Source organism: Streptosporangium sp. NPDC048886 (assembly GCF_055586905.1).
Map to the genome: position 1 here is coordinate 1 of NZ_JBVJHH010000005.1, position 12,809 is coordinate 12,809.

A 12,809-nucleotide genomic window follows, 5' to 3' on the forward strand; every position below is an offset into this window, starting at 1 on the left:
CGGCGGGGAAGCCCGTCGTGCGCAGCAACGCGTCCGGCCACACCGACCAGCCGCTCTCTCCCAATCTCACCTTCGTCACAGCCCACCGCCCGCGGCCCTGAGGTCCGCCGACAGCAGGGCGGTCAGGTCCGTCAGCCTGTCCTGGAGGAAGAAGTGACCGCCGTCGAGGCGGTGCAGGGCGAAGCCCGCGGTGGTGTGCCGCTCCCAGGCGGCCACCTGCTCCATCGAGACGGCCCGGTCGAGCGCGCCGGCGAAGGCCGTGATGGGCACCGGCAACGCCGGCCCGGGCTGGTAGACGTAGTCGTCCAGCCAGGCGAAGTCCGCCCGCAGCGTCGGCAGCAGCAGCTCCAGCAGCTCCGGCTCGCCGGCGACCGCCTCGGGCACGCCGCCCCCGGCCACCACCCGGGTCACCAGCTCGTCGTCGGAGACGCGGGAGAGCCCGTCGAAGGTGTCGGCGGAGGCGTGCAGGTGCGGCGCGCGGGCGGCGCCCACGTACAGCCGGACCGGCAGCGGCGCGCCGGCATGGTCCAGCCGCCGTGTCACCTCGAACGCCAGCCGCGCGCCCAGCGAGTGCCCGTACAGCGCGTAGGGGCGGCTGTCTGCGGTCACGGCATCGGCGACCGCGTCGGCCAGCTCGGCCAGGTCGATCTCGGGTGGCTCGACGATCCGGTTCTCCCTGCCCGGTAGCTGGACGCCCACCACCTCCACGTCGGGGGCGAGGGCGGCCGGCCAGGGGTGGAACACGCCCGCGCCCGCACCGGCGTACGGCAGGCAGAACAGCCGGAGCGGCGCGTGCGGCAGGGGCCGCGCGCACCGGAACCAGCGGGCCGTCAGGGTGGTCATCGGGTGCCTCCCGGCGGGTCGATCCAGTAGCGCTGTCGTTGGAAGGGGTAGGTCGGCAGCGGTACCCGCCGCCCTGGGACGGCGGAGCCGGAAGGCGGCGTATCCGGCGCGCCGGCCTGGGACATCAGCCGGTCGGGATCGAGGGCCGCGATCGCCTCGGCGAGGCTGCCGCACTCCACGACGGCCCGGTGGGCGAAGGAACGGCGCCCGGCCGTCAGGGTGTGCGCCACGTCGGCCGGTGACAGGTGCGGGTTGGCGGCGAGGTGCTCGCGCAGCCGTACGATCGCGGCGCGGAGGGCCTCGGGAGAGCGGGCGGAGATCGGGAGCAGATACCGGCCCCCCGAGGCGGGCACCGTGGCCTGCGGCTGCGGCGCCTCGGCCACCAGGACGTGGGCCCCGGTGCCGCCGATGCCGATCGCGCTGACCCCGGCCACCCGCCGGCGGCCCTCGGGCCAGTGCACCGTCTTGGCGGGCAGGTAGAACGGCCCGCGCTCCAGGTCGAGCTGCGGGTTGGGAGAGTCGAGGTGCAGGTTGCCGGGGATCTGCCCGTGCCGTACCGACAGGACCGCCTTGATGAACCCCGCGATCCCGGAGGCGGCGTCGGTGTGGCCGATGTTGGTCTTGACCGCGCCCAGCGCGCAGTGACCGGTGTCCCGCGCGCCGGCCGCCCGGAAGGCCCGGGTCAGCGCCTCCACCTCGATGGCGTCGCCCAGCGGCGTGCCGCTGCCGTGCGCCTCCACCATGCCGATCTCGTCGGGGGAGATCCCCGCGTCGCCGAGGGCCTCGGTCACCGCGGCCACCTGGCCGCTCAGACCCGGTACGGCGAAGCCGGCCCGGGCGGCGCCGTCGTTGCCGACCGCCCAGCCGGGGATCACTGCGTACACGTGGTCGCCGTCGGCCATGGCGTCGGCGAGCCGCTTGAGCGCCACCACGCCGCTCCCGCTGGAGAATCCCGAGCCGTTGGCCGCGGCGTCGAAGGCGCGGCACCGCCCGTCCGGGGAGACCATCCCGCCGGGGGTGTGCCGGTAGCGGGGCCAGGTGACGCTGACCCCGCCCGCGAGCGCGAGGTCGCAGCGGTGGTCGGCGAGGTTCTGGGCGGCCATGCACACCGCGACCAGGGAGCTGGAGCAGGCGGTCTGCACCGCGACCGCCGGTCCGGTCAGCCCGAGCCGGTAGGCGACCTGCCCGGGCAGGTGGTCGGCGCGCTGGTGGGGCAGGAGCCGCCCCTCCCAGTCGTCGGGGTCGTCCGGGGCGCCGGCGGCGGGGTTGCCGAACAGGTGGAACAGGAAGTAGCGGTTGGCCGAGGTGGAGGCGTACACGCCGATCTGGCCGTCGAAGCGGCCCGGGTCGTATCCCGCGTCCTCCAGGGCCTCCCAGGCCGTCTCCAGGAACAGGCGGTGCTGCGGATCGGTGCGCGCGGCCTCCTCGGCGGTGAATCCGAAGAACTCCGCGTCGAAGTCCGCCACCCCGTCCAGCTTCCCGCCGGCCCTCACGTGCGCGGGGTCGGCCAGCAGCCCCGCTCCGACGCCCAGCTCGCGCAGCTCCGATTCCGGGTAGTCCCAGATGGCGTCCACTCCGTCGGACAGCACGGACCAGAACGCGGCCGGGTCGGGCGCGCCGGGGAAGCGGCAGGCCAGGCCGACCACCGCGATGTGGCCGTCGAGGTCGTCGAGGTCGTCGAAGTCGTCGGCGGCGGAGGGGACCGCGGCCGACGGCGGCGGCGGGGGCGGGGTGTCGGCCGGGGCGGACAGGGCCCGGGCCTGGGCCCGCACCGTGGTGTGCTCGAACAGCGTCATCATCGGCACCGGAGTCCCGAACGTCTCGGACAGGCGCTGCTGGAGCCGTCCCAGGAGCAGGGAGTGGCCGCCGGCGTCGAAGAACGGCTCGGTCACGCCGATCCGCGCCACGCCGAGCACCTCGCACCAGGCGTCGTGCACGGTGGCCTCGGCGGGGGTGGCCGGCCGCTCGCCGTCGCGGACGGGGCCCGGAGCGGGCAGGGCCCGGGCGTCCACCTTGCCGGTCGGGGTGAGCGGCAGCGCGTCGAGCACCATGATCGACGCGGGGACCAGATGGTCCGGGAGGACCTCGGCGGCGCTCCGCCGCATCGCGGCCGGATCGAGCACGGCGCCGGGGGCGGGCTGGACGTGGGCGACGAGCCGGTCCCCGGCGAGCGTGACCACGGCCCTGGCCACCCCGGGCTGTCCCGCCAGGTGCGTCTCCACCTCGGCCGGCTCGACGCGGAACCCGCGCACCTTGATCTGCCGGTCCAGCCTGCCCAGGCAGACCAGCGTGCCGTCGGGCAGTTCACGTCCCAGGTCTCCGGTGCGGTAGACCCGCCTGCCGTCGCCGTCGGTGGTGAATCGCGCGGCGGTGCGCTCGGGGTCCCGCCAGTACCCCAGGGCCAGGTACGGGCTGCGGATGGCGATCTCGCCCTCGCCGCCGTCGGCGTCCAGCAGGACCACCTCGTAGCCAGGCAGCGCACGGCCGATCGGCACCAGGGGGCCCGGCTCCGGCCCGGCCTCCGAAGGGTCGAAGGAGATCCGGTGGTGGGCCACGAAGGTGGCCTCGGTGGCCCCGTACCCGTTGACGAACTGGCAGCGGTCGGCGAAACGTCCCCGGCCGGCGGCCACGTCGGAGCCGGTCACCCGCTCGCCGCCGAGCAGCACGGCGCGGACCGCGGGCAGCCGGCCGGCGGGCCCCAGCGCGTCGAGCACGTAGCGGTAGAGCGTCGGGGTGGAGTGGTAGACGGTCACGCCCAGGTCGGCCAGGCGGCGCACCAGCTCGCCCGGCCCGAGCGCGCGGACGTCGATCGGCACCACGGCCGCGCCGCTCAGCAGCGCGGGGTAGATGTCCGGGATGGAGGCGTCGAAGCTGACCGAGGCGAGCAGGCTGAGCCGGTCCTCGGAGGTGATCGACAGGCTCTCGATCTGGTTGCCGACGCAGTGCGCCAGGTTCCGGTGGCTCTGGGCCACCCCCTTGGGCACGCCGGTGGATCCGGAGGTGTAGCGCAGGTAGGCCACGCTGTCCGGCTCGACCGTCTCGGGGGCCACCGGCGGCGCCGGGGTCGCGTCCTCGACGAGGACCACGGCGCAGGGCCGATCGCCGAGGAGGGTCCGGGCGAGCGCCTCGTGCCTGCGGGTGGTGACCAGCACGCTCACGTCGGCGTCGTCGACCATGTACGCCAGCCGCGGCACCGGATACGAGGGGTCCAGCGGGACGTATACGCAGCCGGAGAGCAGGGTCCCCAGGATGGCGGCGATGACCGTCGCGTCGTGACCGGTCAGGAGGCCGACCCGCCCTCCCGGACGGCCGCCGGCCTCGGCGACGAGGCGCTGGATCCCGCCGGCGGCGGCGGCGAGCTCACCGTAAGTGATTGAAGCATCAACCGAATACACCGCAACGCGGTCAGAATTGCTGTTAACGACGTCGAGGAATCGGCCGACTACCATCTGTTGCATTACCGGAATTCCCGCATGTTGTTCACCATCTGGATCCGCCGTTACCCGTGTTACGCCGTTAGGTACGACTTGCGGCCATCTGCCACATGGAACGTTAAAGGCCGGACATTGCCGATCATTGGCCGTAAGATTGCTATGTCCGCAAACGAGGTAAATGCGGCTTAGGGGTGTCCTTCCGCAACGGAGCGTGAGGGGCCCAGGCGGAGGAACAGGCATGATCGTCGACAGGGCTGTTCCCACGTACGACTTCCAGATTCTCGGACCGTTCCGGGTCTGCCGGGACGGGATCACGGTGGCGCTGCCGGCACGGCATCCCCGCATGCTGCTGGCCGTGCTGCTGCTGCACAACGGCGAGGTCGTCGCCGAGAGACGGCTGCTGGAGCAGGTGTGGGGCCACGGCTCCGGCAGCACGATCGCCCTGCGCACCGCCGTGTCGCGGCTGCGCTCCTGGCTGCGCGACAAGGCCGGCGCGGTCGCCTCCATCGAGCACGTCGACAGCGGCTACCGGCTGCGGCTGCCGCCCCGGCTCATCGACGCCGCCCGGTTCCGCGCCGCGCTGGCCGCCGACTCCGACACCGCCGGCCTCGATCCCCACCAGCGCCTGTCCTCCCTGATGGGCGCGCTCGAACAGTGGCACGGCTCCGTGCTGGACGGCGCCCCCGACGGGGTGCGGGAGGACCCCGCGGTACGGGCCCTGGACGACGACCACGCCATGTGCCTGCAGCGGCTGGCCGCGCTCGCCATCTCGGTCCAGGCCCCCGAGCTGCTGCTGCCCAGAACCCGCGCCCTGGCCCGGGCCCGGCCGTTCGACGAGCCGCTGCACACGCGCCTGATCGAGCTGTACGCCGCCTGCGGCCGGCCCGCCGAGGCGCTCATGGAGTATGAGCGGCTGAGATCCCGGCTCGCCGACGAGCTGGGCGTCGCGCCCAGCGCGGACGCCCAGCGCGCCTACCTCACCGTGCTCGACCAGGATCCGCTCGGCGGGTTCGAACGGGTCCACGGCACGGGATGGGGACGCACGGTCGTGCCTCACCAGGTCCCCGCCGACACCGCCGACTTCCTGGGGCGCGACAAGGTGATCGCCGTGCTCCTCGACCACCTGGGCGGGCTGCTGAACGACCCGGCGTGGCCGGCCCCGCTGATCGCGGGCGTCACCGGCCCGGCCGGGGCCGGCAAGACCACCCTGGCCGTGCACGTCGCGCACCGGCTGGCGCCGATGTACATGGACGGCCAGCTCTACGCCGACCTGCGCGGCACCGGGAACGCTCCCGAATCCCCGGCCCGCGTGCTCGGACGGTTCCTGCGGGCGCTCGGGGTCGGCAAGGCCGCCGTCCCGGACGACCTGGCCGAGCGCATGGCCCTGTACCGCAGCCTCATGAACGGCCGCCGCATCCTGGTCGTGCTGGACGACGCCGTGGGAGAGGCGCAGGTGAGGCCGCTGCTCCCCGCCTCCTCGGCGTGCTCGGTCCTCCTCACCAGTCGGTCCCGGCTGGTGGGCGTCAGCGGCGCCAAATTCGTGGATCTCGACGGGTTCGACACCGACCACGCCATCCAGCTCCTGGCGGCCGTCGCCGGGCACGAACGGGTCATCGCCGAGCCCGACGCCGCGGCCGAGCTGGTCCGGCTGTGCGGCGGGCTGCCCCTGGCGGTGCGCATCTGCGGCGCCCGGCTCGCCGCCCGCCCGCACTGGCCGCTCGCCGCCCTCGCCGCCCTGCTCCGTGACGAGCGCGGCCGCCTGGACGAGCTGAGCGTCGCGGACCTGACCGTACGGGACGGCCTGCGGCACAGCTACTCGCGGATGAACGAGGAGGTCCAGCAGACGCTGACCCGACTGGCCCGGCTGGGGCCCGTCGACTTCACGATCGGCACCGTCGCCGCCGTCTGCGGCCTGGACCACGACTCCGCCGGGCGGCACCTCGGCGCCCTGGTCGAGACCCGCTCCGCCTCGGTGGTCGACAACGGCCAGGCCGGGCAGTTCCACTACCGCCTCGACGAGCTGGTCCGGCTGTTCGCCCTCGACCCGGGGGCCTGACCAATGTTCACAGGCGCGAGATGACCTGATATGAGAGGCCATGCCCGAGCCTGATAACTCACCGAATTCGCGTTAACGCCGCCCGTATCAAGAACGCCGCGGAGAATCCGGTCAAGCCGGGGCCGCGCCCCGTGACCCACCCGCTCCCGGTCTCTTTATGATCACAAAAACATCGTTTTTCTCCCGGCGCGCCGAGAAGGGTGTCGGGAGCCGGGTCCCCGCGTATCGCCCCGGCCGCCGTCAAGGGCGGCGGAGGTCGCCGCGGAGCGGGGAGCCCGCCGCGCCGGAGCGGGAGCCCGCCGTACGCCGGACCGATGGCCCACGGGGCGCCGTCCGGCGCCGCGGCCGATCGTTCGCCGTCCGTTCACCCTGGTGACCGCATCGGGGGAAGAAGCGTTCAGCCTGGGGGACTTGAGTCCCGTCATACATAACCAAAATGGATGAAAAAGGTACTTCTATGACTCCCCCGATCTCGCGCCGCGACCTGCTACGTTCCGGGGCCGCGGGTGGCCTGGGCATCGCCATCATCGGCAGCGTCGACGCCATCGCCGGCCCCGCCGCCGCCCAGACCGCCCAGGCCGGCCTCAAGGCGGTGGGCTACGGCCCCGTCATCGCCGACCCGGCCGGCCTGCTCGCGCTGCCGCGCGGCTTCTCCTACAAGATCGTCGCCCAGGCCGGCAAGACGCTCCTGGAGACGGGCGAGCCGACTCCGAGCGACGCCGACGGCACCGGGTTCTTCCGGGGACGCAACGGCTCCGTCCTGGTCAATAACCACGAGATCGGCGGGAACGAGCCCTACCCCGTGCCGGCCCTGCCGGGCCTGACCTACGACCCCGGCGCACGCGGCGGCACCACCAACATCGAGGTCGACGGCCAGGGGAACCGGATCCGCGAGTACGTCAGCGTGGCCGGCACGCACAACAACTGCGCGGGCGGCATCACCCCCTGGAGCACCTGGCTGACGTGCGAGGAGACCGAGCAGCGCGCCGGCGGGGCCTTCCAGAAGGACCACGGGTACGTCTTCGAGGTGGACCCGTTCGACCGCGACGCCAACCTCGACCCGGTCCCGCTGAAGTTCCTGGGCAGGTTCTCGCACGAGGCCGTCGCGGTCGACCCGCACACCTCCGCGATCTACGAGACCGAGGACGCGGGCGGGCCGAACGGCCTGTACTTCCGCTGGACCCCGCCCAGTCGCTTCCGGGGCGGCAAGGGCGCGCTCCGGGCGCTGGCGCTCGGTGAGGGCGGCGACACCGCCGGCACCCTGCAGGCCATGAGCTGCTTCAAGGGGAGCAGGCACATCGCCGACCTGTCCGAGGCCACCCAGCCGGGCACCCGCTACCGGGTGGAGTGGATCGACGTGCCGGACCGCGACGCCGCGACGGTCTCGGTGCGCAAGCAGTTCACCGACGACCAGGTCACCCGCAGCCGCAAGCTTGAGGGCGCCTGGTGGGCCGACGGCGGCGCCTACTTCGTCTCCAGCTACGCCCGCACCGGCGACGGCAGCGTCAACGAGCACGACGGACAGGTGTGGTTCTACGACCCCAGGTCGGAGACGGTCACCCTCAGGACCATCTTCGGAGTCAACCCGGACCCCGCGCAGGACACCGACTACGACGGCCCGGACAACATCACGGTCTCCCCGTACGGCGGGATCATCCTGGCCGAGGACGGCGAGGGCCTCTCGCACCTGGTCGGCGTCACCAAGCAGGGGAAGGCCTACCCGATGGCCCGCAACGAGCTCAACGACAGCGAGTTCACCGGCCCGACCTTCAGCGCGGACGGGAAGATCCTGTTCGCCAACATCCAGACCCCGGGCTATGTGTTCGCGATCACCGGTCCCTGGGGCCGGCCGGGCAACGGCGACGGAGGCCACCACCTCTGACGGCCGCACGACCGCGGGGCGCCACGCCGCCGGATGACGGCCACGGCCGGCCGCCCTCCGCGCCTCACCCCTGACGAAAGTCAGGGGTGAGCGGCGCCGATCGTGCGATACGGCCGCCCTCCCCTGCTCCCTATGGTCCTTGGAGTCCCATCCGGAGCAGTGACGGAGTGCATCGTGAAGAAGCTGGTGGCATGTGCCGTACTGGTGGCCGCGGTCCTGATACCGGCGGCCCTGCCCCCCGCCGCGGCCGTCGCCCCGCCCGGCGGCGCCCTCGACGCGGCCGCCGTCGACCGTTACGTGAACGACTATCTGCGGCGGACCGGCCTGCCCGGTGCCGTGGTCGCGGTCACCAGGGGCGACCGGGTCGTACGTGCCGCCGGTTACGGGCACGGCGCGGACGGCAGGGCCGTCACGGCGCGGACGCCGATGCCGGTGGCCTCGCTCTCCAAGTCCTTCACCGCCCTGGCCGTCATGCAACTGGTCGAGGCGGGCAGGGTGGACCTGGACGCGCCGGTCCGCCGGTATCTGCCCGAGTTCCGGCTGGCCGACCCGCGGGCCGCCGGGATCACCGTACGGCAGCTGCTGAACCAGACCTCCGGCATGGCCGACTCCGCCTTCCCCGACCTGACCCTGCCGCAGCCGGACACACTGACCGGCGCCGTCGCCCGGATGCGCGACGCGGAGCTGGCCACCGGACCGGGGACCAGGATGAGCTACCACAACCCCAACTACTTCGTCGCGGCACGGCTGGTCGAGGTCGTAGCCGGGGTCCCGTTCGCCGAATACATGTCCGCCGAGGTGTTCGGGCCGATCGGCATGGAGGACACCACCACCGTCGACAGCACCACGGAGATGCCGGGCGCCGCCAGGGGATACATCCGCGCCTACGGCCAGGTGATCCCGCGCGCCCATCCACGCTGGTTCACCAACGGGGGCCACGGCGTCGTCACCACGGCCGCCGACCTGTCCCGCTGGCTGATCACGCAGAACAGCGGGGGGAAGACCGCCGACGGCCGGCGGATCGTCTCCGGCCGGAGCATCGAGACCATGTGGACCCCTCCCAAGGGGGGCACCTACGGGATGGGCTGGCAGCGCGGCGGTCCTGAGCACGGCTCCACGTGGGTCCAGCACACCGGCTGGCTGCTCACCCACAACTCCGCGCAGATCCTGGTCCCCGCCGACGGCTACGGCGTCGCCGTCGTCGCCAACACCGGGATGAGCCCCGACGACGACAGCGTGCTCATCGCGCGGGGCCTGGTGGACCTGGCCCAGGGCAGGACCCCGGAACCCACCGCGCCCTTCACCATGACCGCCGACCTCGTTCTCGCGGGCCTCACGCTCCTCGCCCTCGCGCTCGGCGCGCGCGGCGCCCTCCGCTCACGGCGCTGGGCCCGGCGGAGGGCGGGGCGTCCCCTGTGGCGGGCCGTCCTGCGGCTGTCGCCGTACGCCCTCCCCTTGGTGATCTTCACCTCGCTCGCCTCGGTTTTCGGCTTCCTCTACAACCGGGCCGGCACCATGGAGCAGATCACCTACCTGTGGCTGCCCCTCTACGTCTGGCTCGGGACGGCCGCCCTGGCGGGCGCCGTGGTGATCGCGGCGCGCGGCTTCCATCTGATCAGAACAGGCCGCCGGCCGGCCGATGTCCCGCCCGCCGTCCCGCCCCGGCCGTGATCGGGCCGGGGCGCCTCCCGCTCCACCGCTCGGACGGCGTGCTCAGGACCCGGGCACGGGGTCACGCGCCCTGATAGGTGCCGAAGCTCCACAGGGTGCCCTCGGGGTCGCGCACGGTGAAGCCACGGCCGCCGTAATCCTCGTCCCTGAGGCCCCGCACGACCCGCGCACCGGCTGCGGCGGCCCGGGCGAACAGGGCGTCGGGATCGTCGACCACCACGTAGGCCGAGCCGGCGCCCACCGGCTGACCGCACTCGTTGCCCGCTGCGGCCGGCCCGAGCATGACCCCGCCGTTCCCGGCCGGCCAGACGAGCTCGGCGTGGTGCACGGTCTCGCCCTCGCCGTAGCAGGCCCGCTCGACGAAGCCGAACGCCTCGACGAGGAAGGCGGACGCGGCCCGCACGTCGCGATAGGTCAGGCAGGTCCACACCGAGGGGGTGCCGGTGGCCGCGTGGGCGCCGGCGCTGTTGGTCTGTGTCATGGACTCATCCTGGAGCCGGGCCGGCCCCCTGGTCTTGGACGGATGGGAACTCCGCCAGCCATCCGGTCGCGGTGGTGCCGGCCAGGGCGCGGAACTCCCGGGCCAGGTGGGCCTGGTCGAAGTAGCCGCATTCGGCGGCCACCTCGGCCAGCGGCGGGCGGGCCGCGGACCGCAGCCGCCGGCAGGCCCGCTCGAAGCGGATCACCCGGGCCGCCGTCTTCGGGGACAGGCCGACCTCGCGGCGGAACCGCTCGCCGAGGTGCCGCCGGCTCCACCCCAGCTCCCGGGCCAGCTCGCCGACCGGCAACCGCCCGCCCGTCGCCGCCAGCCGCCGCCAGGCCCGGGTCACCTCCGCCGGGGGCTCGGCGCGACGCTCGTCGGCGAGCCCGGCCAGGACGTGGTCGAGCACGTCGAACCGCTGCCGCCAGCCCGCCGCGCCGGCCAGCCGGTCGGCCAGCTCACCGGCGCGGCGGCCGAGCAGGGCCGCCAGGTCGACCACGTCGCCGACGAGCTCCCCCGCGGGCACACCGAACAGCGCCCGGGCCCCCTGCCAGGTCAGGTCCAGCTGCACACCGTGCTGCCGGCCGTCATGAGAGATCACGGCCGGGGCGTCGTGCAGCCCGGCGACCATCGAGACGGAGGAGACCGGCGGGCGGGCCGGGTCAGGCATCGCGACCACGTCGAGCGTGCCGGACAGGCACACGATGAGGGTCAGGTGCCCCGACGGCAGGCCGTGGTGCAGCCCCGGCGGACCGGTCATGCGGTAACCGGTGTATCTGGACACGGAACGGCGCAGCACCGGCGCGGGCCGACGCTGACCGTACTCCGGCGGCTCCTCCATCCGCCCAGGTTACGGCCCGCCGCCCCGGGGCGTTCCCGGCCCGGCGACGGCGCGAGCACGAGACGCGGGCACGAGACGCGGGCACGAGACGCGGGTCCGAGGCGCGGGCACGCGTGAGGCACCCCCACGGGCGATCGCCCTCCGGCGGCCGGACGGGGTGCCGGTAGGTTCCCTCCATGGACATTGCCATCATCAGTGGGTTCGTCGTACCGGTGGAGGGTGATCCGATCGACGGCGGCACCGTCCTGATCCAGGACGGCAAGATCGTGGCGGTCGGCCCCGACGCCGAGGTCAGCGTGCCCGCCGGTGTCACGACGGTCGACGCGGGCGGCTCGTGGGTGCTGCCCGGCTTCGTGGAGGCACACGGCCACCTCGGCGTCCACGAGGAGGCCGAGGGCTGGGCCGGTCAGGACACCAACGAGATGACCGACCCCAACGGCGCCCGGCTGCGCGCCCTCGACGCGATCAACCCGGCCGACCTCGGCTTCGCCGACGCCCTGTCCGGCGGCGTCACCACCGCCGTCATCAAGCCCGGTTCGGGCAACCCCATCGGCGGACAGACGGTCGCCGTCAAGTGCTGGGGCCGTACGGTCGACGACATGCTGGTCCGTGAGCCGGTGAGCGTGAAGAGCGCGCTGGGCGAGAACCCCAAGCGGGTCTACGGCGACCAGAAGAAGCTGCCCTCCACCCGGCAGGGCGTGGCCGCGGTGATCCGCGACGCGTTCACCAGGGCGCAGGACTACCGGGCCAAGCGGGAGCACGCCGAGGCCGAGGGCAAGCCGTTCGACCGCGACGGCACGCTGGAGATCCTCGTCCGGGTGCTCGACGGCGAGCTGCCGTGGTGCCAGCACACGCACCGGGCCGACGACATCGCCACCGCCCTCAGGCTGGCCGACGAGTTCGGCTACCGCGTGGTGATCAACCACGGCACCGAGGGATACCTGCTGGCCGACACACTCGCCGAGAGGAACATCCCGGTGATCGTCGGCCCGCTGTTCACCAGCAGGTCGAAGGTGGAGCTGCGCCGGCGGTCGCTGCGCAATCCCGGCATCCTGGCCCGTGCCGGCGTCGAGCTGGCGATCACCACCGACCACCCGGTCGTGCCGATCCACTTCCTCGTGCACCAGGCGACGCTCGCGGTCAAGGAGGGCCTGGACCCCGCGGTCGCGCTGCGCTCGATCACGCTGAACCCGGCCAGGATCATGGGCCTGGACGACCGGGTCGGAGCACTGAGGCCGGGGCTGGACGGCGATGTCGTCATCTGGTCGGGCGACCCGCTCGACGTCATGAGCCGCGCGCTGCGGGTGTTCATCCAGGGCCGCGAGGTCTACAGCTTCTCGACGGACAGGGGCGAGGGCGAGGTCGCCGACCCCTACTACCAGGCGCCCTGACCTGGTTCCTGCCAGGGAAGGACCTCATTAATTTTGACAAAAGCTCCATAAAGCCTTAAATCCCACAAAACGCGCCAAGAGGGTCACTTGGCGTGTTTTCTCTTCGCTGGAGGCTGATTAGAGCCTCAAGTAGACATCGAATGAGCCGCAAATTCGTCAGCGACTCGCAGGGGCGAAAGAAACTTAGATTCCCGACAGGTTGCCTATAGA

At 73.1% G+C, this 12,809-nt stretch carries 8 protein-coding genes; 4 read left to right on the top strand and 4 right to left on the bottom strand.

Going from position 1 to position 12,809, the window contains the following annotated elements:
* Positions 1-75: 75 nt before the first annotated feature.
* Together ACZ6R6_RS07135 and ACZ6R6_RS07140 are read right to left on the bottom strand one after the other, a co-directional pair.
* Positions 76-843 (bottom strand): thioesterase II family protein, encoded by a 768-nt coding sequence (locus tag ACZ6R6_RS07135; protein WP_470090904.1) that lies wholly within the window; start codon positions 841-843, stop codon positions 76-78.
* On the bottom strand, positions 840-4,301 hold the full coding sequence (locus ACZ6R6_RS07140) for an amino acid adenylation domain-containing protein (RefSeq protein WP_470090905.1): 3,462 nt from the start codon (positions 4,299-4,301) through the stop codon (positions 840-842). Before ACZ6R6_RS07140 ends, ACZ6R6_RS07135 begins: the two co-directional genes overlap by 4 nt.
* Positions 4,302-4,515: 214 nt before the next feature.
* On the opposite strand from ACZ6R6_RS07140, the gene ACZ6R6_RS07145 reads away from it, so the two are divergent.
* From ACZ6R6_RS07145 to ACZ6R6_RS07155, 3 genes are all read left to right on the top strand, one after another.
* On the top strand, positions 4,516-6,333 hold the full coding sequence (locus tag ACZ6R6_RS07145) for an AfsR/SARP family transcriptional regulator (RefSeq protein WP_470090907.1): 1,818 nt from the start codon (positions 4,516-4,518) through the stop codon (positions 6,331-6,333).
* A gap of 457 nt (positions 6,334-6,790) precedes the next feature.
* Positions 6,791-8,215 carry an alkaline phosphatase PhoX gene (locus ACZ6R6_RS07150; RefSeq protein WP_470090908.1) on the top strand — a complete coding sequence of 475 codons (1,425 nt, stop codon included), beginning with the start codon at positions 6,791-6,793 and terminating at the stop codon, positions 8,213-8,215.
* A gap of 174 nt (positions 8,216-8,389) precedes the next feature.
* Positions 8,390-9,886 carry a serine hydrolase domain-containing protein gene (locus tag ACZ6R6_RS07155; protein WP_470090910.1) on the top strand — a complete coding sequence of 499 codons (1,497 nt, stop codon included), beginning with the start codon at positions 8,390-8,392 and terminating at the stop codon, positions 9,884-9,886.
* A 61-nt stretch (positions 9,887-9,947) separates the two neighbouring features.
* Here ACZ6R6_RS07155 and ACZ6R6_RS07160 read toward each other — a convergent pair whose 3' ends face one another.
* Complete coding sequence (locus ACZ6R6_RS07160) at positions 9,948-10,367, bottom strand: VOC family protein (protein ID WP_470090911.1); 420 nt, start codon at positions 10,365-10,367, stop codon at positions 9,948-9,950.
* 4 nt (positions 10,368-10,371) lie between these two features.
* The gene (locus tag ACZ6R6_RS07165) at positions 10,372-11,208 is read right to left on the bottom strand and encodes an AraC family transcriptional regulator (protein ID WP_470090913.1); all 837 of its coding nucleotides are present in this window, start codon (positions 11,206-11,208) and stop codon (positions 10,372-10,374) included.
* Between the two features lie 176 nt (positions 11,209-11,384).
* Between ACZ6R6_RS07165 and ACZ6R6_RS07170 the strand changes: the two genes are divergently transcribed.
* Entirely contained in the window at positions 11,385-12,599 is a 1,215-nt protein-coding gene (locus tag ACZ6R6_RS07170) for an amidohydrolase (protein WP_470090915.1), read from the top strand.
* Positions 12,600-12,809 lie beyond the last annotated feature (210 nt).